Source organism: Geminocystis sp. NIES-3709 (genome assembly GCF_001548115.1).
GTDB lineage: Bacteria > Cyanobacteriota > Cyanobacteriia > Cyanobacteriales > Cyanobacteriaceae > Geminocystis.
Genome location: NZ_AP014821.1, coordinates 2,486,626 through 2,513,181 on the forward strand (window position 1 = coordinate 2,486,626; position 26,556 = coordinate 2,513,181).

At 31.4% G+C, this 26,556-nt stretch carries 20 protein-coding genes; 8 read left to right on the forward strand and 12 right to left on the reverse strand.

Annotated elements, in window-relative coordinates; all coding sequences use genetic code 11:
• Nucleotides 1-16: 16 nt before the first annotated feature.
• The 4 genes from GM3709_RS10425 to GM3709_RS20695 form a co-directional block, all read right to left on the reverse strand.
• The gene (locus GM3709_RS10425) at nucleotides 17-2,614 is read right to left on the reverse strand and encodes an EAL domain-containing protein (RefSeq protein WP_066118957.1); all 2,598 of its coding nucleotides are present in this window, start codon (nucleotides 2,612-2,614) and stop codon (nucleotides 17-19) included.
• A 366-nt stretch (nucleotides 2,615-2,980) separates the two neighbouring features.
• Nucleotides 2,981-3,313, reverse strand: coding sequence for an MgPME-cyclase complex family protein (locus GM3709_RS10430; protein ID WP_066118961.1), 333 nt, complete (start codon nucleotides 3,311-3,313; stop codon nucleotides 2,981-2,983).
• Between the two features lie 62 nt (nucleotides 3,314-3,375).
• Nucleotides 3,376-4,095: a pyridoxine 5'-phosphate synthase gene (locus tag GM3709_RS10435; RefSeq protein ID WP_066118963.1), complete on the reverse strand. Its 720-nt coding sequence runs from the start codon at nucleotides 4,093-4,095 to the stop codon at nucleotides 3,376-3,378.
• A gap of 100 nt (nucleotides 4,096-4,195) precedes the next feature.
• Nucleotides 4,196-4,345 carry a hypothetical protein gene (locus tag GM3709_RS20695; RefSeq protein ID WP_173645712.1) on the reverse strand — a complete coding sequence of 50 codons (150 nt, stop codon included), beginning with the start codon at nucleotides 4,343-4,345 and terminating at the stop codon, nucleotides 4,196-4,198.
• A gap of 466 nt (nucleotides 4,346-4,811) precedes the next feature.
• Here GM3709_RS20695 and GM3709_RS10440 point away from each other — a divergent pair, with 466 nt between their 5' ends.
• Both GM3709_RS10440 and GM3709_RS10445 read left to right on the forward strand, forming a co-directional pair.
• Nucleotides 4,812-4,979, forward strand: coding sequence for an NblA/ycf18 family protein (locus GM3709_RS10440; RefSeq protein ID WP_066118964.1), 168 nt, complete (start codon nucleotides 4,812-4,814; stop codon nucleotides 4,977-4,979).
• Between the two features lie 400 nt (nucleotides 4,980-5,379).
• Entirely contained in the window at nucleotides 5,380-6,378 is a 999-nt protein-coding gene (locus GM3709_RS10445) for an IS630 family transposase (RefSeq protein WP_066117494.1), read from the forward strand.
• A gap of 106 nt (nucleotides 6,379-6,484) precedes the next feature.
• Here the strand turns inward: GM3709_RS10445 and GM3709_RS10450 are convergent, their stop codons facing one another.
• Complete coding sequence (locus tag GM3709_RS10450) at nucleotides 6,485-7,147, reverse strand: ComF family protein (protein ID WP_066118966.1); 663 nt, start codon at nucleotides 7,145-7,147, stop codon at nucleotides 6,485-6,487.
• Nucleotides 7,148-7,192: 45 nt separating this feature from the next.
• On the opposite strand from GM3709_RS10450, the gene GM3709_RS10455 reads away from it, so the two are divergent.
• Entirely contained in the window at nucleotides 7,193-7,642 is a 450-nt protein-coding gene (locus tag GM3709_RS10455; RefSeq protein ID WP_066118968.1) for a DUF3531 family protein, read from the forward strand.
• A 154-nt stretch (nucleotides 7,643-7,796) separates the two neighbouring features.
• Here the strand turns inward: GM3709_RS10455 and GM3709_RS10460 are convergent, their stop codons facing one another.
• Nucleotides 7,797-8,039 carry a hypothetical protein gene (locus GM3709_RS10460; RefSeq protein WP_066118970.1) on the reverse strand — a complete coding sequence of 81 codons (243 nt, stop codon included), beginning with the start codon at nucleotides 8,037-8,039 and terminating at the stop codon, nucleotides 7,797-7,799.
• Between the two features lie 452 nt (nucleotides 8,040-8,491).
• Here GM3709_RS10460 and GM3709_RS10465 point away from each other — a divergent pair, with 452 nt between their 5' ends.
• The 4 genes from GM3709_RS10465 to GM3709_RS21410 all read left to right on the forward strand — a co-directional run bounded on the left by GM3709_RS10465 (nucleotide 8,492) and on the right by GM3709_RS21410 (nucleotide 13,248).
• A complete protein-coding gene (locus tag GM3709_RS10465) occupies nucleotides 8,492-10,909 on the forward strand; it encodes a GTPase (protein ID WP_066118972.1) in 2,418 nt (805 codons plus the stop codon).
• 37 nt (nucleotides 10,910-10,946) lie between these two features.
• Nucleotides 10,947-12,578, forward strand: a complete 1,632-nt coding sequence (locus GM3709_RS10470) for a GTPase (RefSeq protein WP_066118974.1) — start codon at nucleotides 10,947-10,949, stop codon at nucleotides 12,576-12,578.
• Nucleotides 12,579-12,757: 179 nt separating this feature from the next.
• Nucleotides 12,758-12,889 carry a hypothetical protein gene (locus GM3709_RS21665; protein ID WP_255359656.1) on the forward strand — a complete coding sequence of 44 codons (132 nt, stop codon included), beginning with the start codon at nucleotides 12,758-12,760 and terminating at the stop codon, nucleotides 12,887-12,889.
• The gene (locus GM3709_RS21410; protein WP_066118976.1) at nucleotides 12,859-13,248 is read left to right on the forward strand and encodes a hypothetical protein; all 390 of its coding nucleotides are present in this window, start codon (nucleotides 12,859-12,861) and stop codon (nucleotides 13,246-13,248) included. The genes GM3709_RS21665 and GM3709_RS21410 overlap by 31 nt, the downstream gene beginning before the upstream one ends.
• A 274-nt stretch (nucleotides 13,249-13,522) precedes the next feature.
• Here GM3709_RS21410 and GM3709_RS10480 read toward each other — a convergent pair whose 3' ends face one another.
• Complete coding sequence (locus tag GM3709_RS10480) at nucleotides 13,523-15,769, reverse strand: ribonuclease R family protein (RefSeq protein ID WP_066118978.1); 2,247 nt, start codon at nucleotides 15,767-15,769, stop codon at nucleotides 13,523-13,525.
• A gap of 1,057 nt (nucleotides 15,770-16,826) precedes the next feature.
• Here GM3709_RS10480 and smc point away from each other — a divergent pair.
• On the forward strand, nucleotides 16,827-20,564 hold the full coding sequence (smc, locus tag GM3709_RS10485; protein ID WP_066118981.1) for a chromosome segregation protein SMC: 3,738 nt from the start codon (nucleotides 16,827-16,829) through the stop codon (nucleotides 20,562-20,564).
• 76 nt (nucleotides 20,565-20,640) lie between these two features.
• On the opposite strand, the gene sbcD is transcribed toward smc, so the two are convergent.
• The 5 genes from sbcD to GM3709_RS10510 all read right to left on the reverse strand — a co-directional run bounded on the left by sbcD (nucleotide 20,641) and on the right by GM3709_RS10510 (nucleotide 26,549).
• The gene (sbcD, locus tag GM3709_RS10490) at nucleotides 20,641-21,885 is read right to left on the reverse strand and encodes an exonuclease subunit SbcD (protein WP_066118983.1); all 1,245 of its coding nucleotides are present in this window, start codon (nucleotides 21,883-21,885) and stop codon (nucleotides 20,641-20,643) included.
• Nucleotides 21,886-22,077: 192 nt separating this feature from the next.
• A complete protein-coding gene (locus GM3709_RS10495; RefSeq protein ID WP_231937549.1) occupies nucleotides 22,078-23,154 on the reverse strand; it encodes an MORN repeat-containing protein in 1,077 nt (358 codons plus the stop codon).
• A 171-nt stretch (nucleotides 23,155-23,325) separates the two neighbouring features.
• Nucleotides 23,326-24,549 (reverse strand): MFS transporter, encoded by a 1,224-nt coding sequence (locus GM3709_RS10500; RefSeq protein WP_066118985.1) that lies wholly within the window; start codon nucleotides 24,547-24,549, stop codon nucleotides 23,326-23,328.
• 42 nt (nucleotides 24,550-24,591) lie between these two features.
• A complete protein-coding gene (locus tag GM3709_RS10505; RefSeq protein WP_066118987.1) occupies nucleotides 24,592-25,551 on the reverse strand; it encodes a sucrase ferredoxin in 960 nt (319 codons plus the stop codon).
• Entirely contained in the window at nucleotides 25,548-26,549 is a 1,002-nt protein-coding gene (locus tag GM3709_RS10510; protein WP_197671833.1) for an iron-siderophore ABC transporter substrate-binding protein, read from the reverse strand. Before GM3709_RS10510 ends, GM3709_RS10505 begins: the two co-directional genes overlap by 4 nt.
• Between the last annotated feature and the right edge of the window lie 7 nt (nucleotides 26,550-26,556).

Sequence of the window (26,556 nt, forward strand, 5' to 3'; positions counted from 1 at the left end):
TAATTTTTAATATTTATTAAACTTCATTATACTTTTTGCTATCTCTCGTTAAAAGATTCGTTGCCTCGGAGACAGAAACAGGATGAGAAAATAAGTATCCTTGCCCAAATTGACATCCTTGACTTTTTAACCATTGTTTTTGTTCTTCTGTTTCAATTCCTTCTGCGATCGATTTTATGCCAATAGATTTACATAAAGCAATAATAGATTCTGCAATTACTTTATTGCGAGGATCAGATTCCAAAATATTAACAAAACTTCGATCGATTTTCAAAGTATCCACAGGTAATTGATGTAAATAACTAAAACAAGAATAACCAGTGCCAAAGTCATCAATACTGATAGAAATTCCCTTATTTTTAATTTGATTCAATACATAAGAAGTTGTTTGTAGATCTTTGATTAACATACTTTCCGTTATTTCTAATGCTAAAGTATCTCTAAATAAGGAATAACGATCGAATAAACTGTCGAGTAAAGGTAATAAGGATTCTTGTAATTGTTTTACTGAAAGATTAACGTGAAGTTTAAGAGGTTTATTAAATTTTTCCTGCCATATTGCCAATTGGCTACAGACATTTTCTAATATCCATGTACCGAGAGGAATAATTAACCCTGTTTCTTCTATAATATCAATAAATTCCATAGGAGATAGTAGTCCTCTTTCGGGATGTTGCCAACGAATCAACGCTTCAAATCCTTCTATCATCATCGTTTGCATATTAAAAATTGGTTGATAATACAACACAAATTCTTTCGTCTCAATAGCTCTACGCAAATCATTTTCCAGATGTAATCGTTGCAGTGCTTGAGAGTGCATTGTGGGATCAAAAATAACATATTTGCCTTTACTATTTTGTTTGGCTCGATACATGGCTATATCTGCATCTCTTAACAAGTTTTCGGGAGAATCATATATTTGACTACCGATAATAATGCCAATACTGCTACCTATAAAAACTTCCCGATTTGATAACATAAAAGGCGATCGCAAAGAATTTAAAATCCTGTCGGCGATTCTCACAGCTTCTTTTATTTCTTCTATTTCCTCTAACAAAATTACAAACTCATCTCCCCCTAACCTTGCGGCAATGTCGGTATCTCGAATACAACTATTGAGTAATTGTGCCACTTGTATTAGCAATTCATCTCCTACCAAATGTCCTAAGCTATCATTAACTATCTTAAAGTTATCTAAATCAAAAAATAATACTGCAAACTTATATTCTTGATAACGTTTTCCTCTTTTTAAGGCTAACTGTAGTCTTTCAATCAACAAAGCACGATTAGCTAAACCAGTTAATTTGTCATGAAGGGCGTTATGTTTTAATTCCTTTTCCATATGAATACGATCGCTTATATCAGTAATAGTACCCACATAACCTTTAATATTTCCCTGAAGATCATATTCGGCAACACATTGTCCATAAACCCAAATAACGGTGTTGTCGGGACGTTGAAAACGATATTCTAACTCAAATAATTTATTTTCCTCAACACATTCAAGCCAATGTTGTATAACTGTCTCTCGATCGTCAGGATATAAATTTTGTACCCAACCATGCCCCATAGCTTCTTCTGGGTTGATTCCGATAAGTTCACAATAATATTTATTGATATAAATACATTCTCGATTAGCGTTAGTGCGAAAAATACCCACAGGTACAGCAGAAGCAAGACTAGCGTAACTTTGTTTACTTTCTTGTAACTTAACCTCTATCCGTTTACGGTGATTTATCTCTTTATTTAAAAAATAATTCCAAAAAGTAAGAAAAATAAGCACTAAAAAAGGAGCATAAATAGCTAAATTCCAGAGAAAATCTCTAATTTGTGGCCAACCTAATTTTTTTTCTGGCTCTAACCATTCATTAATAGCTTGATAATAAATGGAGTTAGGATCTCGAATTAATATTTGTAATTGTCGATCGATACTTGACAATAAAGAATTAGGATCACTTTCTTTAACCACAAAGTGTAAACGGGCAGGATTAACTAAAATATTAGTTTTAACTACATTATAATTTGGACTAACTTTCTTTCCAAAAAAATTATTAACAATACCTGCATCGATTTTTCCCTGTTCAAGAAGAACAAAAATATCATTAAATTTATCAACTTCCACCAATTCTGGAGTAATACCAAAAGAACTAATTTGATCCTTTAAAACCTCTTTTTGGATACTTGATTTGAGAATACCTACTTTTTTTCCATCCAAATCTAATATAGAATTTAATGATAAACCAGGACGAGCATAAACTTGAGACCAACTAGCCAAAACTACTTCATTATTAAAATCGAATAGATTATCCCGTTTATCAGAATAGGCTACATCTACCATTAGATCGATCGTACCATTTTCTACATCTTTGAGACATTGATTCCACTCACAAGGTATATATATAATTGACCAATTTTCCCTTTTAGCAATACCATCCATAATCTCCACCCAAAAACCAGAAGGTTTACCATTTTCATCAAGAAAAACCTTTGGATTATTTTGATAAATCCCTACTCTCAACATTTTATCGGGATTTTTTTGTGCAATAGCTTCCTTTCCCGTGAAAAATATAGACAGACACAGACACAGCCCCAGTAGCAACAGAACATATTTCATTAACTTTTAAAAGCTACTATGATTAATTTGTCTTACTTCAAGTATAGTCGATCAACTTTCAGTTTGGAATTAGGACTTAGGAATTAACTCATAGAAACTTATATGATACTTAGTAAATACCTGAGTTCGAGAAAAAATCTTGATGTAGGTACGTTTTAGTTTCTAAAAATACCAAATCTGATTGAATGATTTAATTAAATTAATCTAAGTAAAATCAATTGTTAACAGTTTTTGATCAATTATTTACCGAATACCTAACAACTAATACCTTGCTATTACCCATACATTTTGCATTGAACTGAGGTAGTAAATAAATTTAATAAAAAAATCCCCCAATATGGAGGATCAAAATAATCTATTTAGTCGTTAAACTGTTATAGCTAAAGAATCTAAAGGAGAAGGAATTGTCTCAGAAGGAGCATTAAATTCACCCGTGATAACATACTCTAAACGTAACTTTAAAAAAGTAATCCACTGTTTATTTAAAGATACGATCGCCGCCGCTGGCTGAGGACATTTAGCCCTGATTTCTTTAAACTCTGGAGCATCTAAAAAAGCAGGTTGCTTGATGAACCAAAAGTCAATTTCTTTATCTTTTTCTTTATAAACTCTATGTTTTTCGTCTAAAATTTCGTGTAAGTTTTCACTATCGCTAGTTAAAAATTTTTCACTAGCTACAAGATAATAATAAGTAGTCATAAATCAATTTTTATTATTGAGAAAGAAAGTAAATTTTATTGTCAATTGTTAATGATATATTGCTAATTGTTGAACATTGCCTGTTTCATTTCTTTAACGGCACGTTCTAAACCAACTAACACTGCTCTACTAATTATACTATGACCGATATTCAATTCTTCCATTCCCGGAATACAAGCTACAGGATAAACATTCCAATAGGTTAAACCATGACCTGCATTAACCCTCAACCCCAAGTCTAAAGCCTGTTTTGTACCTTTTTGTAAAGCAATTAACTCTTTTTGTCTAGCTTCTTCTTTCAGTGCATCGGCATATTTACCAGTATGTAACTCAATAAATTTAGCCTGAGTTTTAGCGGCTGCCTCAATTTGTGCCTCATCAGCATCAATAAACCAACTCACTGGAATATCAGCAGACTGCAATTTGTCAACAACGGCAGTAAATCTGTTCAGGTTTTTAACAATATCGATCCCTCCTTCTGTTGTTACTTCTTCTCTTTTCTCAGGTACTAGGGTAACATAGTCTGGTTTTATCTCTAGTGCGATCGAGATCATTTCATCAGTAGCCGCCATTTCTAAATTAAGATGAGTACGAACAGTTTCTCTTAAAATACGCACGTCTCGATCTTGAATATGTCGTCTATCTTCTCGTAAATGAGTAGTAATACCATCTGCCCCTCCTAATTCTGCTAACACGGCGGCAGAAACGGGATCAGGTTCAACAGTCCGCCTAGCTTGACGAATAGTCGCTACATGGTCAATATTAACTCCTAATGTCAACAATTTTATCTTCTCCTTTTCAATAGATCACTAGATCACTTTACCAAGATTAGGAAAATATGCTGTATATAATTCTTAATTCCTAATTTCTAATTCCTAACCCCTAATTATTATGGGCTTTTCCCGTCTGAATTTGATGTAAAAGTAGTTCTAATTCTGCCTCTAAACTCATATATTTGAGTTGTTGATCTGCTTGATAGGCTTTTTGTAACTGTTGTATGTTATAGTTGGTATTTTTAATTTCAGTTTTCATTGAGTATAAATGCTTATTATGATTATTATTAAATAACTAATCTTAACTTAAATTTACATAATATGCGATAGTTTAAAAAAAGTAAACAAATTGTTACACTTTTAATTTATAAATTAGCCCGTCAGAATAACACATTTACGTCCTTTTCCTTTTTATCTCCTGAGAAAAATAAAAATTTTAAAATTTATTTGTGTTAAAAATCTCATTCACGGATATATCTTCATAATTTTTTCTATTTATTAACATTTTACAAATTAGAATTGTTAATCTTACAAAAACTTGTAAACCTTGATTCTAAAAGGTTTTTTCATCAAATTCAAGTAGTTTAGAATCATTGTCTTATCGTTTTTCAAAAAAAATGTTAAAAAAAGTAACAATTTAGACAGAACACTTGACAAAGTTGCAGTTTTAATATCCATATGTTAGGTTAATTATTATCTGACGGATTAATTGAGGAGTAAAGCTAATGGAAACACCTTCTGCATTAAGTTTAGAACAACAATTTAAGTTGGAAGTTCTAAAAGATCAAGTTAAAAAGTTAAGTCAAGAACAAGCTCAAGAATATTTAATTGAGGTATTTCGTCAAATGATGGTGAAAGATAACTTAATGAAACAATTATTCAAAAATGCTTAATCTTGCTTAGACGTTGTTGTAGAGTTGATCATCATTGTCTTTTTTCCGCAATGAGATTCTTTGTTAACTTTTACATAAATTTAATTTCCCTTATTTCTCGTCTCGACAACGTCTATCAATCAAAGACAACTAAGTGTTTCTTACTCTTAGAGTATCGTCTCGATCGAACTATTCTATACTTGCTAAAATATAGTTTGATGTTGCAAAATAACTTTTGGTTTTTGGATATTTTCCCCCAGTTAATAAGTAAGTGGGCAGAATTAATTGTATAATTATAACATTAAAATAAATTTAATAAAATCAAAAAGTAATATACAAAAGTTTTATTTATATTTAAAAATAATTAATGTAGCTTAAAATCTGCTAAAAATATGAAAAATAAGTAAATCAAGGATAAAAAATGCGATTTGTTACCAGATTAGCTCCAGAAACACAACAGTTATTAAAGACTATTGAACAAAAAAGTAAATACTATCAAGTTAGACATCGAGCAAAATCGATTTTGTTAAGTTATCAAGGTTATAAAATTACTCAAATAATGTTAATATTAAATATTAGTAGAAATACAATTTATAATTGGCTTAATAATTGGGAAAAAAATGGTTTAAATGGATTATATAGCTTGAAGGGAAGAGGAAGAAAATCAACTTTAAATGAGCAACAAGAATTAAAAGTAAAAGAATGGATAAAATCTCATCCAAAAACCTTAAAGATAGTTCAAGAAAAAATAGAAAATGAGTGGGAGATAAAAATAAGCAAAGATACGATAAAAAGATTAGCAAAAAAAAAGGGCATGGGGTGGTATCGGTTCAAGAAAAGGGTAAAAGGGGAAGTATGCCCTGAATTATACCAACAAAAAAAGAGACAATTAGAGCAACTAAAAAGAGCAGAAAATGAAGGAAAAATAGATATATATTATGGTGATGAAAGTGGATTTAGTTTAGTACCTTGTTTACCTTATGGATGGCAAGAAAAAGGGAGAAAAATAGAAAGAGAAAGTAGCCTAAGTAAAAGATTAAATGTGTTAGGATTTATGAAAAAAAATAATGAGTTAGAAAGCTATGTATTTGAGTCATCAATCAATAGTGATGTCGTGATAGCTTGTATAGATAACTTGAGTAAAAAAATAAAGAAGGAAACAGTATTAGTAATGGATAATGCCTCGATTCACCAAAATAAAAAATTCTGGAATAAAGAAGAAGAATGGGAAAAAAAAGGATTAAAAATATTCTTTCTACCACCCTATTCACCACAATTAAACAAAATAGAAATACTGTGGAGATTTATGAAATATAAATGGTTAGAGAACTCCTGTTATAAAAGTTATTTAGATTTAGTAAAAGGAGTAGAAAATATTCTTATAAACTTTGGTTCAAAATATACAATTAATTTTGCCTAGGTACTTATTATTCCCTTTACGAAGTGCAATTTTGACAGTCAAATATAAATTTTAAGATTCCTTTAGGATTATTTGTAATGATGAAACGAGAAAAAGTCCAAATTTTCTATTCTCTATATTTTGTCAAAGAAACTGTTGCGACTCCAAGAGGTTTTAATTTTGCATTAACTAATACTTTTATTCCTTCATCTACAGTTGTACCAGTGGTATAAATATCATCTATCATAAGAATTTCTTGAGTTTTGTTGATTTTCTGATAATCTTTACCGATACGAAAGGCTTTATCTATATTTGCTTTTTTTTGTTGAGGAGTTAAGCTAAACATAGCCTCTGTGTTTTTTACTCTTATTAATAATTCTGTTTTGATTGCATAGCCTGTTATATGGCAAAAACTTTGGGCAATTAATTCAGCTTGATTGAATCCTCTCATTTTCAATTTTTCAGAATGTAACGGTATTGGTATGACGGTTAATTTTGGATAAGTTTTTTTATTTCCCGATTGTAACCACGCCTCTCCTAACCATCTACCAAATAATTCGCCTATTTCTCTATTTTTATCATATTTGAAGGCAGCGATCGATCTTTTTAAATAATCGTCATATTTACCCCATGAAAATAGTAAATAATTTTGACGACTAAATTGTTTATAATTGGTGAGTTGACAACATCGTAATTTTTGTTCACAATATCGACAAATAATATCATCAGTCGATCGTTGACAAAGAGGACAATTTGATTTAAGAAATAAAGATAAAATATTTTTCAACATTCATTTAATTTACTTAGTAATTTTAGTGTTTAAATAACTTAAAAAATGGAAATAAAATTTAGAGAATTTAACCCTTTTGATATATGGTTTTGGATAGAATTTGATCATGTACCATCAGAAATGGAAAAACAATATATAGAAGAATTATTTAATTCATGGTTTTATTTAGGTAAATTAGGAGGATTTAATGCAGAAAATTTACAAATACAAGACTTAGGTATTGATATTAGTTATATGGATTATGACCATGATTTAGCAGAAAATTCGATGATGTCTCCTATGCACAATATGGGAGAATTTGAATTTTTAAGTAATTGGGGAAGATGTTGGTTTGATTTAGGTACTAGCGATTTAATCGGTATCGATATTTTAATTAATGCACTTAGGGAATTAGGCAAAGAATATGTCGGAATTAGTCAGTTTATTATTGGAGGAGAAAATGAGGACTGGCGGATAGATAAAAAAGAAAATGATGGTTTTTCAGAGGAATATTAGCCTTCAATTTTAGTAACTTTTTATTTCCCTAATCTTCTATAGTAGTCTTATTTGAATTGTGTAGAAAAAATGCTGTTAAAAGATATTAGGTGTAAAAAAATAAAAGATTTTGCATTTTATAATTAACATTTAATCTATCACAAATCATTTAAGATTACTGTTGTTTCGTCATTTGTCCTATTTTTTTGATCAGCCAACTAAATAACGCCCCTGTAAATAAAATGCCAATGGCAGGGTTAAATACTGGTGTCCATAATTGATACCATATATCCCATCCCAAAGGTATTCCCATAGAACGTCCTATAAGTGCGATCGCAAACCAAAAAAAGGCGATAATAACTAAGAAAACATCAGCTACTAAAAAACGATCGAGCCACGTTAATAACTTTTCTTTCATAAAGGAAAATAATATATTTCAATCAAAATAATTTTATCTTAAATCAATACCTTCGCCAAAAATTAAAAATAAAATCGATTTTCATCGAACTCATTTGGGACTTTTTTGAAAAGACTTGACAAAAATACCTTCTTTTAATACATTCAAATTACTTGATTCATTCTAAGGCATCTCTACCGTCGGATCTAATCTAAATAAACTTTTACTTGTTATTGTTTAGCAGTGGGTAAAGATTTATCTATACATTTGTTGTGTTATTAAGTGTATTTTATTTGATACATATAGGTGCTAAAAATTAAACGCAATATTATAATACGGAAAAATTTTTTTGATTTGTTAATTAATTTTGCATAAATTCCAAAAGTCAGACTGATAATTATATAGAGAAGAAATATATTTACTTTCCATCTCGATCAAACTAAGTATTTTTACTTATCTAGGGAGTTTTTAATATGCTAGACAACATCGATTTATCCCAAACCTTCAATATCGCCATTATGGGAAGGGGTAACACGGGGAAAAGTTCGTTAATGAATGCTTTATTAAAATTAAGTCGTAGGGAAGCCTTAGAAGTCACCAAAGTAGGAATACAAACTCACCTTACAAAAGATTTTGTCATTCAAAAATTTTTTAATGATGATGTTTATTTAATTGATACTCCTCCTATTCATAATGAATATTTTGAAATTCATAAAATTGTCAATATAATCAATGATATAGACTTAATAATTCTTGTGATTGACGGTTATCCAGTGTATGGACACAAATACATTTTTCAAAAACTAAGTATCTATAAGTCTAATATATTTGTTGTTTTAAATGGTATGGATAAATGGGATAATTGCTTTTTTGATTGGATAAATTATACAGTATCTCAATGGGCTAATTATCTTAATGTTGATAAAATTTATTTGACTTGCACAAGAGGTTATAATCCCACAGAAAATAGTCCAAAAATGGACATTCGAGGAGTTGATTTATTGCGTCAAGATATTAACAATTTTATTAACGAAAAAATTAGACAAAAACAAACAAATGTTTTAGAGCAATTATCTGTAAAAGTTGAGATAAATAATAAGAAGAAGGAAATACTAAAGTTAAAATATCCGAAAAAAACAATTTATCCTTTAGAGTTTCAATGGGCTTTAAAATCTTGTACAAATACTGCCCATAAATCTTATGAAATTACTTTAAAATATAGCAATACAATTAAGTACATAATACAAAATCTCATAAGTAGTTTAGATAAAAAAATCTCTATATCAAATCAATATAAAAATAAAGAGCTAGAAAAATCATTTGATAAAGTTATCTCAGCTATTAAACAGATTTTGAATAAAGATATTGACGAATTAAAATTATCTTTAGCTAAGAAAAAACAAAATTTAGAAGATTATAGTATTGTTTTATTTGGACGTACGAGGGCAGGAAAAAGCACTATTCGAGAAGCCTTAACTAATGGAGATGGTAACACGATCGGTAAAGGAGGGCAACGCACCACCAGAGATGTCCACGAATATAGATGGAATGATCTACGATTGATTGATACCCCCGGTATTGAAGCCTATGGGGGAGAAAAAGACACCGATAAGGCGATTAACAAAGTGGATGAAGCGGATATGGTATTATTCCTTACTAGCGATGATTCTGTGCAACCCGGAGAATTTGAAGAAATGGCAAGGCTAACTAAAATAAATAAGCCTTTTATTGTTCTTTTAAATGTTAAAGCTAAATTAGAAACAGAAGCACAATTAAATCGATTTTTAACCAAGCCAGAAAAAACTTTTAATGAGGAAAGATTATCAGGACATCATCATCATATTCAAAAATATGTTAGTGAACATTTGCATATTGATCAAGTTCAAATTATAGATATTCAAGCAAGGGCAGGATTTTTAAGTAATTTACCTGAATATAAACAATATAAATCTGAATTATGGAAATTAAGTCAATTAGATCAGGTTTATTCAGTAATAGAACAAGACATTTATAATAATGGCAATGAAAGACGAGCTTCTACTTTTTTTGATGGGACAAAAAAATTTATTGAAAAAATAAAAAACCAATTATCAAATATTCAAAAAGATATTGATTCTCAGCTTAATTTATTGCAAATAAAAGAAAAAGAAGTTAAAAAATTATTTGCTGATTTTATGAAAGATACTGATAGAAAAATTGACAGTAAAATAAAGATTATATTTAGTCAATTTAAACAAGAAATTCCAGCTTTTATTGAATATTCAGTATCAAACAGAGATGCTAAAGAACAATGGAAAGCTAAAGAAAATAGATTAAAAAATAAACTAGAAGAATCTATCAAAATAATATTTCAAGCAACTATAAAAGAATTGAAAGAAAAATTGTCAGAATTTGAACAAGAATATAGTTATGATACCGAGAATATCAAATTTAATATTAATTTTGATAACTTTGATAAAGGAATATTTGGAAATGTACTTAAAGGTTTAGGTGTAATATTAGGAGCAATAGGTGCAGGAGTAATTATTTTCAATCCTGCTGCATGGGTTATTAGTGCAGGTTTCGCCGTTGGAAATATGATTTTTAATTTCTTTTCTGATAAGGTTAAAGATGATGAAAAAAGAAAATTTAATCAACAAAAAGAAAATACTAAAAATGAGATACTTATAAAAGTAAATAATCAAGAAAAAGAATTAATTAGTAAACTAAAAAAAGAAGTGAAATCAAGACTACAAGAAATTGAAAAGGATATTTTATCTCCTTTAGAATTGTCTAGGAAAGAACTATCTTTTATTAATCAACAAATTTGCATAGCTGAACAGGAAATAAAAACACAACTTAATAACTTAAAAAATGATTATGAGCTTATCCAACAAAGTTTCAATAACTAATAATAAATCTATTGCAAAATTAAAGGTAATTTAAACTATGTCTAATTTAAAATTTACACAACAATCTGAAACTGTTAATAATTTGGTTAAATCCAGTTTAGCTATGCTCAATCGTTATTCATATCCTGAAGTTGAAATTTTAGTAGAAGATTTTAATAATTTTTGGCATGAGCATCAACAACAACCTAAATTAACTATTTCTTTTATTGGACAATATAATGCCGGAAAATCTACTTTAATTAAATCATTAACAGGAGATTCTGCTATTCTTATTAGCCCTGAAATTTGCACCGATAAAGTAACAGAATATAGTTGGAATGATGTTTTATTAATTGATACCCCCGGAATTTATGCTGGAAGAAATGATCACGATGAAATCACCCTTAAAAAAATTTCTCGTTCAGATTTATTAGTTTTTGTTATTCCAAATGAATTATTTAATCCTCAAGGTGCTGAGTTTTTTAAACGAGTGGCAAATGATATGCAAAGAGTTGGACAAATGATGTTAGTTATTAATAAAATGAGTCGTGAAACAGGAGAAAAAAATGAGCTTTTAAAAAGTATTAAAGAAGTGATTAAACCTCATCTTCATCAAAATTTTTATACTTGTTTTATTGATGCTAATTCTTATTTAGAAGTTCGTTACGAAAATGATGAAGATGAAAAAGAGTTTTTGCTAGAAGAATCTAATTTTAATAATTTTTTGAATTCTTTAGAAACACTTATTGAGCAAAATAAATTATCAGCAAAATTAATTACACCTTTACATAAATTGTCTGATTTATTAACAATATTATCCAATCAATTTAATCAGGAAGAAAATTTAATTCCTAAGTTATTAGAGTTATTGAGAAGAAAAGAAAATATTTTAAAAGCATCTCAAACTAGAGCTAAAAATATTTATATTTCTGCTTTAGGTCAATTAGAGCATGAAATAATTATGATTGGTGATAAAATAGATGGAAACCATAATGAAAATGAAATTAATGAGGAAATTAGTAATTGTGATCAAGAGATAAGAATATTAACGGAAACAATTATTAATAATATAAATAATGATTTAAAATCAGAACTTGATGATCTTCAAAATAAATTAAAAGAATTAGAAGATTCTCCATTAGGTAGAACGATCGAATTAGAATTAGAAGAAATGAAGAAAAATAAAGCCTATAATCATAAAAACTTAAACTCTAATTATACAGGAAAAGTTGCCTCTAAAACCCTTCATAGTGTGGGAAGTTTTGCATCTAACGCAACGAGAAATTTTGTTTATGATGTTGGAAAAACATTAGGAGTCAAATTTAAACCTTGGGGTGCATTTAACATGGCTAAAAATATTAGAGTTGCTGGTTCTATTTTTGCCTTTGCTGGTGTTGCATTTGATGTGTTTATGGCGTTTAAAGAAGAAGGTGATCGGAATGAATATGAAAAAGAATTACAAAAAGGAAGAAATGAGGTAAGACAAAATTATGAGAATTTAGCAGAAGAAATCAGCAATAATTATAAAGCAAGTATTACTGATTCTTTAGATTTTTATAATCAGGAAATATTTGACTTAACTTTAAAAAGAAATGAGTTGATAAAAAATGATCAAACAAAAGAGAAAATGAAAAAAGAAATTAAGGAACAATCAGTCAAAATTAAACATAAAATTGCAGAATTAATCTGACAATGCTGAAAATGGCTGAAAAGCTGAAAGTGTTAAGAATCAAGACATATCCTTAAATGAAAATGCTCTAAATATTTTGATAAGCCATGAGATTTTATCTGTCTAACATAATTCAGCTTTTCTTTGTCAAATTTAGTAAATTATTTCGCTCTCATAAAATTGAAACATTTGAAGCAATTATGATTTTAGCAATTAGTCATGCCTATGGCTGTTTTAATCCCAAACAATTAGCCGATTTGGTTGGTGTTAGTCATCAAAAAATCTATACAGAAATTTCTTCATGGATTCGTGGTATGTCTCAAAACAACTAAAAGAACAATTACAAGAACTAGGATTCACCAAAATTATTATGGCGGGAAAAGGAAGTTATGTGTTTGAAGGGGAAAATTTTAAAGGCAAAGGAAGTGAATGGAAAAAAAGAGTTGATTATCGAAAAAATGAATGGGGAATTAATGTACCTTGTGTGAGAAAAAAATTATTAAATCCAACTTTTGGAACTCTAAATTTATTATTTTTTCAAAAAAGTAATAGTAATTGTTATTTGTTGATGGATTTAAGTAGTATATCATTGAGGGGAGCGGAAATATGGCGGATATGGACTGCACACAATATTATTGAACAGTTTCGGAAAATTTTAAAATCGGGGCTGAAAATTGCCGAAATGAAATGACGGAAACAGGGAATTTATGCAGGATTATTAATTAAGATAATAATCTATTTAATGTTATTAACAATACAGTTTATGCCAAGTTTTCGTCGTTTATCATTAATGCAAATAATTAGAAAAATTGAATCATCAACGAGACTAACAGATGTAATCAAAGAGCATTTTCAGAACGATTTTCTGGGGATTTTAGCAATTGTATAGCTTTTCAAGGTTCTTGGAATTGTCAGTAAATGTGGAATTTATCCCATGTTAATTGTTAATTTCTAATGGTTTTTATTTAATCCTCGAAATCTTCGTCAACCGCACTACTACCACCGCGCACGGTGACTAAGTCTATTTGCTGACGGTAGTAATCGACACTCTTGATTTCAACTTCAACTTTATCCCCTAAGCGATAAGCAGTACGATTTTTTCGGCCGACTAAACAGGTATGACGAGATCGATATTCATACCAATCATCTTTTAATGAACTAACATGAACTAAACCTTCTACCAGAGTATCTTCTATTTGCACAAAGAAACCGTAAGATTGAACACCAGTAATTAAGCCACTAAAAACTTTACCGGTACAGTCTTTCATTTTTTCTGCTTTTTTCAATCCTGCTAAGTCTGTCTCCGCATCTTGAGCAATTTTTTCTCTTTCGTTGAGATGGGTAATTAACGAGTGTAAATCCGCTTCAAGGTTGGCTTGAATATTGGGAGGCAAAACATTCCAATTGATTTGACCATGACAAGTATTACTGCCTAATTCAACTCCTTTACTCGATCGACTATAACGGCGATCGCGCCCATGTTCAAAAAGAGCTTTTAATACTCTTTGTATTTGTAAATCAATATACCTTTGTCCGGGGGAAACACAGTGAGTATAAATCGGTAAAGCTAAACCGAAATGGGGTGCAGGATGTTGGGAATATTTATCGGATTTAAGAGAGTTTAATAAAAGGTAGTGTAAAACTTTTTCGTAATCTGATTTACTAAATTCTTGGATTAGGTGATAGTAGTCAATAGATTGCAATTCGTCTTCGGATTCCAAACGAAAGTCAAGTTTTAAATTTGCCACTAATTTTAGCAAGTCTTCTAACTCATCCCAGTCTGGTTTTGCTTGGGTACAATAGATTGCAGGTAATTGTAATTCTGTCAAGTGTTCTGCTACAACTTTTCCGACTAATACCATTAACTCTGTCATTAAAGATAATACAGGCAAAGTAGCATAGGATGCGATCGCCCCAATTCGGCCTTCATCTTTAAAGTAAGAAGTAATATTGTCTAAGCTAATGTCAAAACCGCCTCTTTGCAATCTTTGGGCTTTAACTAGAGGACTGATTTCAAAGAAAAGATGATTTAATAGAGGTAAAGTATCGGACAACTCTGGTTTAGTTGTACCTGAGCCGATCATAGCTTGTACTTCTTTATAGGTTAATCGATGATCTACCCGAATAACAGAAGGTGTGATGGTATATTCTAAAACTTGTCCTTTATCATCAAAGGTAAGTAATACGGACATCGTCAATCGATCGTTTCCTGTCGTCAAAGAGCAACATTTATGTACTGCTTTGGGTAATAAATCGATGACTTTATCCCCTAAGTGAACGCTTGTACCTCTTTTTCTGGCTTCTCGATCGAGATGAGTTTCAGGCTCAACATAATGAGAAACATCAGTAATATGAACACCTAAACGCCAATGATTATCTTCAGTTTTTTCAAGAGTAAAGGCATTTTCGATCAATAAATCTAACTCTTTAGAGATTTCTTGCTCAATGGTAACGGTTAACAAATCTCGAAAATCTGTACGGTTTTCTAAATCAGTTTCGGTGATATTAGAGATTAAACTTTGTGCTTGTTGTAAAACTCTATCGGAAAATTCTTGAGGTAAATCGTGTTTAGAGGAAACAATATCGGTGTCGGCGGCGGTTTCTGCGTCACTGCCTAACACTCGAATAACCTTACCTAAAGGGGGATTTTGTCCGATAGGGTAACGAAGGACATTCACATGGACTAAGTGGTTAACTGCTTCTTCTAAAGGTTGCCCATTCTGCTTTAAACTTAACTCAAATAATAGTCGATCGTCTAGGGGTACAGCATTATACTCCCCTTTATCTTCCACTACTCTGGCTAAGACAGAAGGATTTGCCCTTTCTACAATTAATTTTACTTCACCTTCAGGAGAACGACGGCGAGTACCCTCTTTAATAATTTTAACTAAGACTCGATCGCTATTCCAAGCATTACTAAGATGAGTTTCTCGAATATAAATATCGTCGGCATCTTCCTCATCTTGAATGGCGAAACAAAAACCTTTACTTGAACATCGCAATTTAGCTTCTACCACGTCTTCTTCGACGACTCGGCGATATTTACCAAACTCTTTAGTAACTACTCCAATCCTTTCTAAAACATCGAGGGCGATTTGTAGTTTTTCGAGTTCTTCTGGTTCTTCACAACCTAATTTTTTTTCTAGTACTTTCCCCGGTACGAGTTTATCTACACTAAGATGAGAAAGTATTGTAGCGATTGAAAACTCCATTTACTATATCCTTTCAATTATGAATAATAACGTTGCTTAGTAGTTTCCCTTTATTTTTGACTAACTTTTTAATTTCTTCACAGGAGAGGAAAGTATTAACATTAGTTAGCCATAGAGTTGTTTTGTTTAAATTTCGAGGGAAACAATCTTGAGAATAAAATTAGTTAGCCTTATCCCCATAAAAGGAAAGAATCAGATTCAGATAAAGATTACCTTGAGATAACCTGTGAAAAACGAATTTGTAGCCATGAAAAATAATCGTTTTCCCAAGATGATAATTCAAAGTGTTGACATAAGAAGATTTACCGATGATGGTGGATGATACTGAATTAATTTACTCATCTATCCTTAATGATGGTTATAGGAGGACATAATAAGTTAGGACATTGAGGTAAAAAGATGTTTTTTGGTCTTTCAGTCATTAAAACGAAAACAATGCTTATGCCTTAACTTGACCTACTAATTTTATACTCAATCTAATAATATATCCTATTTCGATCGATATGTCTCTATTTAACCTGTTAAAACCTAATTGACTAATGAGCATAGGAGATAGAAGGAGAAATTAATTTAAACTATTCTCAAATTTATTTAGGTGATTGGAGAGATTTTGTATTTTAAATTTTTACATAATTGATTCAAGATGTGACCTTAATGAGTATAACTCGATCGTGTGTAGAATAAATCAAAGATGATAAGATATGATCTTTCTAGCCTACTAAATTCCCTAATTTTAGGGGACTTAAATTTTAAATTTGTACCTTGTAATTATGAGAAATGCTATATATCTTATGAGATAAGTCATTGTTTATCCCTATGAATAAGATTATTTAATTGTGCAATGCCCTAGTTTATTTTTCTGTATTTGTCAGGAAAAACTAAAGAAGAAATGATTATAAATATTAGATAAGTTATTGAGTTATCAATCAAAATTTTACAAGAAATAATCCTAATATATTAAATAATCAATAAAAGTCGAAAAGCCTAAATATTTATCTTTTTATCTGCTATTTATTTAGCTTTTTTGTTATTTCAATTCCTCATTTCTAATTATCCTATGGTATTTGTTAAGCGTGTTGAATTATCCCGTTTTAAATCTTTTGGTGGTAATAACTCTGTTCCTTTTTTGCCCGGATTTACAGTCATTTCTGGGCCTAATGGTTCAGGAAAATCTAATATTTTAGATGCGTTGTTATTTTGTTTAGGCTTAGCTAGTTCTAAGGGGATGAGAGCAGAAAGATTACCAGATTTGATAAATAATAGTCAAAATAGTAATGGAAAAGTGATGGAGACTGTCGTTTCTGTTACCTTTGATTTGGAAAATTTAGGTACATTAAATAATAATTTATTAGAGAATAATCAAGATATTAATAATAATATTTATGAAGAAAAAGAAAATTTTTATAATGATAATTTTTTAGAAAATCAGCTAAATGAGAACAGTGATAATGAAGAAACTAAGTACGAAAATAAAATAAATTTAGACTTATTGTCAGAGTTAAAAGTAACTAGACGTTTGCGGGTGACAAAAGGAGGAAGTTATGCCTCAACTTTCTATCTTAATGACAGTCCATGTACTGCTAATGAATTGCATGAACAATTAAACCGTCTGCGAATTTATCCTGAAGGTTATAACGTGGTTTTACAGGGAGACGTTACCCGTATCATTACCATGAATACAAAAGAGAGAAGAGAGATTATAGATGAATTAGCCGGAGTTGCAGAGTTCGATCGAAAAATTGAGCAAACAAAAACTACTTTAGAAGCAGTGAAGGAGAGAGAAGAGAAGTGTCATATTATCCAAGACGAGTTAATAGAAAATAGTGCCAAATTGAAACAGGATTCAGAAAAAGCGGCAAAATATCAAAAGTTAAAAGCACAAATTCACGAAAAGAAACAATGGCAAATAGTTATTAATTGGCGTTATTTACAACAAGAAAAAAAAGAGATAGAATCCCAGTTATTGGAATTAGAAAGTCAACAGGTTAAAAAAACTGAATTATTAGATAAAATAAAAGATAAAATTAGTCAAAATAAAACTGAGTTAATAAAATTAAATCAAGAAGTTAAGGCATTAGGAGAAGAAGAACAAATTAGTGTTGCTTCTCGTTTAGCCATCCAAAAGGGAAAGCAACAACAATTACAGCAAAGATTAGAAGAATCAATAAAATTAGAGATAGACATTACCATCAAACAAGAAGAAATCAGAAAAAAAAGGAAAGAATATCAAGAGGAATTACAGAATTTATTGATAAAAATTGAGCATTTGCAAACAGAAATAATTCCTCAGTCAGAAAGAAACAAAATTTTAGTTAAAACTGAGTTAGATAGTTATAAAAAACAAGCCCAAGAAATTGCCTCTCAATCTCAAGCATGGGTAACTCAACAAACAACACTAAACCAAGAAATTAGTATTGTGCAAAAAGACTTAAATCCTTTACTGACTCAACAAGCATTATTAACAGAAAGATGCCAAAAATTACAGCTAACGATAAAAAATGAAAATGAGCAATTAACTACGTTTGAAGAAGATATTAATAGTAAAGTTGGACAAATTTCCCTTTTAACCGCAGAAAATCAGAATTCAGAAGCAAATATTCAAATATTAGCTGAAAAATTAGCAAAAATTGAGGCAGAAATTTCTTTAAATCAAGATACCATTAATCGCTTACAAATTGAGCAACGGGAAAAGCAACGACAGTTAGACAAGTTAGAAGCAACTAAACAAGCACAACAAGAAGCCCAAGGTACTTATGGCAGTAAAATTATTCTTAATTCAGATTTGCCGGGGGTATGTGGTTTAGTTGCACAATTAGGGGAAGTGGATTCGGCTTATCAACTGGCTTTGGAAATTGCGGCAGGAAGTCGTTTAGGATTTATCGTGGTGGAGGATGATTCCATAGCGGCAATGGGTATTAAACTTTTAAAGCAACATTCCGCAGGAAGGGCAACTTTTTTGCCTTTGAATAAGATACAATCTCCTCGTTTAAACATTTCCAGAGACATTTCTCAAGCAAAAGGTTTTATTGATTTAGCTGTTAATATAGTTAAGTTTGAGTCTAAGTATCAGGGAATTTTTGCTTATGTTTTTGGCAATACTGTTATTTTTGAAGACTTAGATTCGGCACGACGTTTGATGGGACAAGGGCGTATTGTTACTTTAGAGGGAGAATTATTAGAACCTAGTGGAGCTATGACAGGGGGGAGTGTTTCTTCTCGATCGAGCTTAAAATTTGGTAGAGTATCATCAACGGAAAGTAAGGAAGTTCTTTTATTGAGCGATCGTATTAAAGAAATCGAAGACACAATTATCCATCTTAGTTTGAAAATATCAGAAAAAAAGCACTTTGTCAAGCAGTGGTCAGAAGAATTAAATCAAGAAAGACAAAAAAGACAGAAAAAACAGTTAATGTTAGAACAATGTCAGCAGGAAATTAGCCGTTTAGAAAAAGAGAAAGAAAAAATTATTGAGTCTAATGCTAATAATTATCAAAATTTAGTTAACGGGAAACAAGAATTAACTAAAATTGAGCAAAATATACCTTTATTACAAGAGAAATTAACACTAAAACAGGAAGAATTAAAAGAGTTAGAATCTAGCTATGATAATAAAGAATGGCAAAATTTACAGCAGATAATTAATCAACAAGAATTGTTATTGGAAGAAAGACAATCTACTTTTAATGAAAATCAACAAAATTTACAACGATTGATAAATAAAAATGAAGATTTACAGATAAAAATTGAGGAAGGAGACGAGAAGATTAATAGTTTATTAACACAGGAAAATCAAGTTAAGGAAGATAAGGTTAAGTTAACAGAAGAATTAACTCTTATTGATGAAGATATTAGTAAATATGAAAATCTTTTTCAAGAATTAGCTCAAAAATTAGAAACAATTAAACAAGAAAGAAATCAACAAGAAAATTTTGTTAAAAAATTAGAAAATGAACAACAACAATTACAGTGGAGTTTGGAAAAGTTAGTTTTACAACATCAAGAATCTCAGACTAAATTAAATGAATTAACTTTACAGATAGAAGAAGTTAGGCAAGATTTACCCAATCCTTTACCAGAAATTCCTTGGTTAGTTAATAATACAGAAAGTGGCGAAATTAATAATAAAATTACCTTTGATAGTTTGCAAGATCAACTAGAACAAATTAAGCGAGAAATTCGTAAAGGGGAGAAAAAATTAGAGGCTCTTGAGCCTGTTAATATGTTAGCTTTAGAACAGTATGAAAAAAATCAAGAAAGACTAGAAGAATTGTCAGGAAAATTGACAACTTTAGCCGGAGAAAGGACAGAATTATTATTACGAGTAGAAAATTTTACTACTTTAAGATTAAGAGCATTTAAAGAATCTTTTACTGCCGTTAATGAAAACTTTAAAACTATTTTTGCTACTCTTTCTGAGGGGGATGGTTACTTAAAATTAGAGGATGAAAATAACCCTTTTAATGGTGGTTTAACTCTAGTTGCACATCCTAAAGGAAAACCAGTACAAAGATTAAGTTCGATGTCTGGAGGCGAAAAATCTTTGACGGCTTTAAGTTTTATTTTTGCTTTGCAAAGATACCGTCCTTCACCTTTTTATGCTTTTGATGAAGTCGATATGTTTTTAGATGGTGCTAATGTGGAAAAACTCTCAAAAATGATTCAACAACAAGCAAAATCAGCTCAATTTATTGTGGTAAGTTTAAGACGACCAATGATCGAAGCGGCTCAACGCACGATCGGAGTTACTCAGGCTAAAGGGGCTTATACTCAAGTTTTAGGTATTAAACTTAATTAGGGGTTGCTGAAAAAGTTTTTTGGTGAGGGTATGGAATCGGGAATGAATAATTGACAGTTGATAATTCTCTTTTTTTTTATTCATTTTGTACGATCGAAATATCCCAATCTGAGGATAAAAGTGTTTCGGCGGCGGTTAACATATCTGGGACAATATCTCGTAAATCTTCTCGATTTTTGAGGTAAGTAGATAAAGCCGAAAGAGGATCTAAACTGTTACCAATGCCTAATTCTGGCAACCGAGGACGAGCTAATTGGGTTACTAACTCTGTTTTTATGGTATAAGTATGAGCATCAGATAATTTTGATTTAACTTCATTTTTAGAAATTAACTCTAGTTGTTCCGATCGAACTTTATAAATTAAACGCACTACTGCATCTTCAATATTATGTTTTTCAATGGCTTTTAAAAGATGTAATTGTGGAGTAGAACTTTCGCTAATATCTACTTCGATCGTAACAAAAGGACGAGCAGGTAAACAACAAAATTCCCAATTAACTTCTTTATTATTAATATTAATTAAAACATAGCCTTTTTCTTCTTTTTCTTCTGAAAAATCTACTCTTTCAATGCTACCGGGATAAACAACAGGAGGATTATTTTTTTTGTTTAAATTTTGATGTTTGTGAACATGACCTAAAGCCACATATTGAAATTCAGGACGTATTAAGATAGATAAAGGAATTTGAAACCCTTTACCTACAGCTAAATATCTTTCAGCTCCTAAATTTGCTCTTTCTGCCATTACATGAGCTAATAAAATAGTTGGAATATTAGTATCTAACTTTCTTATTTGTGCTTCTAAAATAGGTTCAATTTTTTGAATTAATAATTGGTTAATTTCTTCTGCTGATAATCCCTCTGTTTCAGGACGAGTAAGCAAAATATTTCTAGTTAACCAAGGTAAAGTAATGACTTGAATTTTTCCCGATTTTGTCTTGATTAAATGGGTTTGTAGCTTTTCTCCTACAATAAAGTTAGGAACTCCCAAAGTGTGATAAATAGAAAGACTAGCCCCGCCATTTCCCTGAGTATGTTGATCATGATTTCCTACTAACAAAACTGTCGGAATTTGTGCTTCCACTAGACGGCAAAATTGACTGGCAAAAGCTGATTGAATATATGGTGCAGGAGTACTATCAGGAAAAGCATCTCCCCCAAATAAAACTAAATCTACTTTATCATTGATAGCTCGATCAATGGCTATACTTAAACAGTGGATAAAATCTTCTAGTCTTGTGTTTAAACCAGTTTCAGGGTTTATTTTTCCATGACTGAAACTACTGCCTAAATGTATATCGCTTAAATGTAATATTTTCACTTATATTTAGAATAATAAAAAGTATCAATAAGTCTTTTTTATCTTAAATTATAGCTCGATCGAATCTCCTAACCTCACAACAAAAGCTAGATCAATACTAAAAAGCATGTTTGAGGGATTATTTTCCAGTAATTTATCATAACTACTGTAGAAGAGCCAAAATTATTGATTGAGGTATAAATTAAACTATTTTTAAATAGGTTGATCATCTTTCCAATTACCATCAATTACCGTGCCATCAGCAAAATTATAAACTCCCCTACCATTTTTCTTACCGTTAACAAACTCTCCTTTGTAGGTGTCACCGTTGGCATAATCACAAATAACATTACCATTTAACTGATTATTTTTGAATGTACCTTGGCAGACATCAGCATTAGCAAAGGTGAAGATTCCCTTACCCTCAAATTGCCCATTAACAAATTCACCATCGTAACGATTACCGTTAGCAAATTTATAAATACCCTTGCCTACTTGTTTCCCATTCTCAAAATCTCCCTCATACACTCCCCCGTCACTAAATTTATAGATTCCCTTGCCATGAGGAATACCATCTTTTATTTGTCCCTCATAATTATCACCACTGGCATATTTCCGCATCCCTTTACCTGTGATTCTTCCTCCTTGAAAAGTGCCTTGATAACTACCACCATCGGCAAAGGTATAAATTCCTTCTCCTTGGGGTTGATTATCGACTAATATCCCCTCATATCGATCACCATTTTGATAAGTACAAATGCTCTGATCACTAATTTTACCATCCGTCACTATTCCAGCGCAACTATCACCATTACTATAGATAAATTTACCTTCTCCTTGGGGTAAACCGTTGACAAAATTCCCTTCATACTTACTACCATCGGCGGAGGTATAAACCCCTTTACCTTCTGGCTTACCTTGTTTAAATTCTCCTTCATACTTATCTCCTTGAGGGAAAACTCTTATCCCCTGCCCTTGAAATTGACTATTTTGAAATTCCCCTTCATAGTAACCACCATCTGCAAAAGTATATTTTCCTTTACCCTGCTTTTCACCATCGACAAAATTACCCTCGTAACGATCGCCATTACTAAAAGTACATTTACCCTCACCGTTGAGATTTCCTGCAGAAATGGTACCTTCGCATTTTCCACCATCAGGAAGGGTGATAGTATTGGCAAAAACGGGTAATGGTGTCATAGCAACTTGACTGATGATGACACTAAGCAAGGATGTGAATAAGAGATTTTTCGTTTTCATAATGCTTGTTTCTGCTTTCTGATGTGACATTCAAGACTAATGCAGAGTCGATTTACTATTAGTGACTTTTTGTTTATTGATTTTATTATCAATTCACATCTTACATTAATTAATAATCTTTAGCAAATAAAATCTAAATATAATAGATGATGTATAGGTTTTAAGGTTTAGGTGTTAATTTCTAATTGAATTAATTTTTGACTAATCAAGAAAATTTACAACTTTACTACTAACTAAAATAATTATAATTGCACTTATTCCTATTAATAAAGCCATACCACTACCGGAAGGAAAGGACAATTGTGATTGCACTAAAGGTTCAAAAATGCGATCGGCTAAAATCCCTGCGGTTAAACTGGCACAAGTTCCTACGACTATACCGATAAGGTAATCTGCGGCTAATACTCGCCCTTGTATTTTTATAGATATTTTTTCATACCACATTACCATATAAGAACTCATAATCAAGGGGTTATGAAATGACCATGCAAATTTTGTTACAATCCAAAGGCTAGGAATAGAAGTCAATCCTAAAATCAATGTACTTAATCCCGTACCCATAAAACCTGTAAAAATACCCTTACTACGTTGTTTAAATCCTCCCCAAATGCTAATAACAATTCCCCCCACAATTCCGCCAATGCCTCCTCCTGCCACTACCATACCCAAAATTTGTGTATTTCCATTAGTTTTTGCCAAAATCATCGGTTGATATAAGGTTTCGCTAATATCGTTCAAAAAGCTAAATAAAGATACCATAATTACCATTGATAACAACTCAGGGTGAGAATAGATATAACGAAAGCCAAAGGTTAAGTTTTTAATGTGAGGGATATTTTCTTTATGTTCATCTTTTGGTTTTAGGGGGTTAGGGATATTATTAATAACTAATACCGTAATCAGGGCAATGCTAAAGGTTGCCATATCAATTAAAGTAATGCCAAACAATCCCACAGAGGGAAACAAGACTCCAGCTAAGGCAGGAGAGATAATACTCGCACCATAAATTATCATCGATCCCATACTACTAGCACGGGTATGATGTTTTTCAGGCACAATCAGAGGGATAAGGGTGGAATAAGTTAGAGATTGAATATTACCAAAGCAACCAATAATCGAAGCAATCAGATAAATATGCCACAGTTGGAGAATCCCCAAAAATGCTAGAATACCCACGGAAATAGTACAAAAAGCTGAACCCGTATCACTGATAATTAGTAATTGTTTTCGGGAAATTCGATCGATTAAAATACCCGCAAAGGTAGTAATGATTACTTGAGGTAATTGATAAAAAACAAGGATAAGAGCAACAGCCGTAGCAGATTCGGTTTTTTGCCATACCCACAGAGTCAGGGCAAAATAAGTCATATTACTACCCACAGAGGAAAATAATTGCCCCAACCAGAGAATGATAAAGGTAGTCATTACAGAGTGCAAAATATTGATGTAGAAACAATAAATTTATGGTCAATTTTTGATTAAATTAGTCACACGATACTGTTTAACACAGATAAGCTCATCTCCTGAATTTACTGCTGTCATAACCGAATCATGGACTTTCACTTCGGCGCTATAAGTTTCTGTTTTACCATCGGGAGAAACAAAATCAAAACGAACTTTTACCCAATCTGGTTCGAGATTATGTTGATCTATACTGAGTATCTGTGCTGATTTTTGATAATCTAACCATTGCCATCCATACTGCACCCATAACTCACGATCGACTATTTGAGCAAATTTAGTTACTCCTGTCCAACCTCGATAAAATTTATAAAGATGCTTAACTTCATCATCACGTTTTATCAAACAATCTAAAATTTCAGGCTCAAGATGTCCCCAAACTTGCCCAGTGGGAAAATCAATGAGAGTGGGAGCAAATTGATGTCCGCCAAAATGAGAGCAACGCCACACTCTTAAATCTTTGGAGGCATATTGTTGACGTAGTTGTTTATAAATAGGATAACCAAACTTGGAACAAGCAAGATCAATATTTCCGTGAGTACACACCATAATATCACGATCGACAATATCGGTTAATTTGTACGGGAAAAACTGCCCTAAGTCTGAGGATTGATAACACAAGGCTTTAATTAGGGTAAATCTTTTCTCATCGGGAATTAAATATTCTTCTTTGAGAAAATGAGAAAATTGTAAACTTGGTTTTTGATAATGGATAATACGACTATATCCTGATTGACAATATTCTTGATCAGATGCGATCGCCATTGGTGATATTTTGATGCCTTGATCAAAAAGTTGATGAAATAAATCATGAATGGGTTTTAGAATCGGATCATGGTGGAAACGTTCTTCTGTCCAAGGTTGGGGTAATTCCATCACTAACCAGCCATCACTGGGATTAGCTGTACCGATGGTATCCTCACCGTTGGTTTTAGAAATGACAGAACATAGTTGACAATGGATCATAATTTTTCAGTGAGTAATAATTGCTGTTTTAATGTATTAAGATAAAGTTCAGTACCGATCGAATTGGTCAACCCTGCACATAAATAAGCTGGAATATAATAAACTCTCCCTTCCTTACTTGCTTCTAGGGATTGTGCAATGGCATTTTTCTCCCATGCTTGTTGTAATTTAGTCAATTGATGTTGTTCAAAATTGTCCATATTCTTTAGGTTTTCTGTTTGGCTGAAATTGTAACCAAAGAGTATGATAGAGTCTGCCTTCTCTAATTGAGGTAAAATTTCGAGGGAAATGACTGTGCGAGTGTCAGGTATGGATGGATTTGATTTCGGTGGGGATACCAGTTGAAAGCCTAAATCTTTAATCAATGAACCACAAAACCCTTTAGAATTATTGGAAATTAATTCTTGTAATCCTTCACCATATAGTAAAAGCACTTTGGGATCTTTTTTGACGATGGGTAAAAATTCTTTTTTTGCTTGTGTGATTTTTGCTTGAGTTTCTTGTAATAATTGCTCTGCTAAAGCTGATCGGTTAGTAGCAAGTGCGATCGCCCTCATATTTTCTTCTGGTTCATCCCAATCCAACATAATAGTAGGAGCAATTTTCGATAAAGTTTCATACTGATTACCGTTGTTATCTTTAATCCCTAAAATTAAGTCCGGTTTAACTTTTAAAATAGCTTCGATATTAGGAGTGTTAGCAACACCAACATTTGTGATTGACTCATTGAGATACTTTCCTAAATAGGGGATTTGTTGAGAAGGATTAGTATAATCTTTCCTATAAAAGCTAACATGATCTCCAAAAGCTACGGGGTGAATTTTCAACGCTATAAGAGGTTCTAAAACGTGAGGGCCAAGAGCGACAATCCTTTTCGGTTCGCCACATATCTTTGTTTCCCCCATTTGATGTTGAACTTGTCGGCAATTACTTTCTTGTTTTAAAGAAGATGTTTCCTCAACTTTTTGCTCACAAGACATAATCGCTAATGCAACCATGAACAAC

Bases quoted from the DNA above. Each gene is read 5' to 3' on its own strand.
- GM3709_RS10425 (WP_066118957.1), bottom strand. From the start codon at position 2,614: ATGAAATATGTTCTGTTGCTACTGGGGCTGTGTCTGTGTCTGTCTATA.
- GM3709_RS10430 (WP_066118961.1), bottom strand. From the start codon at position 3,313: ATGACTACTTATTATTATCTTGTAGCTAGTGAAAAATTTTTAACTAGC.
- GM3709_RS20695 (WP_173645712.1), bottom strand. From the start codon at position 4,345: ATGAAAACTGAAATTAAAAATACCAACTATAACATACAACAGTTACAA.
- GM3709_RS10440 (WP_066118964.1), top strand. From the start codon at position 4,812: ATGGAAACACCTTCTGCATTAAGTTTAGAACAACAATTTAAGTTGGAA.
- GM3709_RS10445 (WP_066117494.1), top strand. From the start codon at position 5,380: ATGCGATTTGTTACCAGATTAGCTCCAGAAACACAACAGTTATTAAAG.
- GM3709_RS10450 (WP_066118966.1), bottom strand. From the start codon at position 7,147: ATGTTGAAAAATATTTTATCTTTATTTCTTAAATCAAATTGTCCTCTT.
- GM3709_RS10455 (WP_066118968.1), top strand. From the start codon at position 7,193: ATGGAAATAAAATTTAGAGAATTTAACCCTTTTGATATATGGTTTTGG.
- GM3709_RS10460 (WP_066118970.1), bottom strand. From the start codon at position 8,039: ATGAAAGAAAAGTTATTAACGTGGCTCGATCGTTTTTTAGTAGCTGAT.
- GM3709_RS10465 (WP_066118972.1), top strand. From the start codon at position 8,492: ATGCTAGACAACATCGATTTATCCCAAACCTTCAATATCGCCATTATG.
- GM3709_RS10470 (WP_066118974.1), top strand. From the start codon at position 10,947: ATGTCTAATTTAAAATTTACACAACAATCTGAAACTGTTAATAATTTG.
- GM3709_RS21665 (WP_255359656.1), top strand. From the start codon at position 12,758: ATGATTTTAGCAATTAGTCATGCCTATGGCTGTTTTAATCCCAAACAA.
- GM3709_RS21410 (WP_066118976.1), top strand. From the start codon at position 12,859: ATGGATTCGTGGTATGTCTCAAAACAACTAAAAGAACAATTACAAGAA.
- GM3709_RS10480 (WP_066118978.1), bottom strand. From the start codon at position 15,769: ATGGAGTTTTCAATCGCTACAATACTTTCTCATCTTAGTGTAGATAAA.
- smc (WP_066118981.1), top strand. From the start codon at position 16,827: ATGGTATTTGTTAAGCGTGTTGAATTATCCCGTTTTAAATCTTTTGGT.
- GM3709_RS10495 (WP_231937549.1), bottom strand. From the start codon at position 23,154: ATGTCACATCAGAAAGCAGAAACAAGCATTATGAAAACGAAAAATCTC.
- GM3709_RS10500 (WP_066118985.1), bottom strand. From the start codon at position 24,549: ATGACTACCTTTATCATTCTCTGGTTGGGGCAATTATTTTCCTCTGTG.
- GM3709_RS10505 (WP_066118987.1), bottom strand. From the start codon at position 25,551: ATGATCCATTGTCAACTATGTTCTGTCATTTCTAAAACCAACGGTGAG.
- GM3709_RS10510 (WP_197671833.1), bottom strand. From the start codon at position 26,549: ATGGTTGCATTAGCGATTATGTCTTGTGAGCAAAAAGTTGAGGAAACA.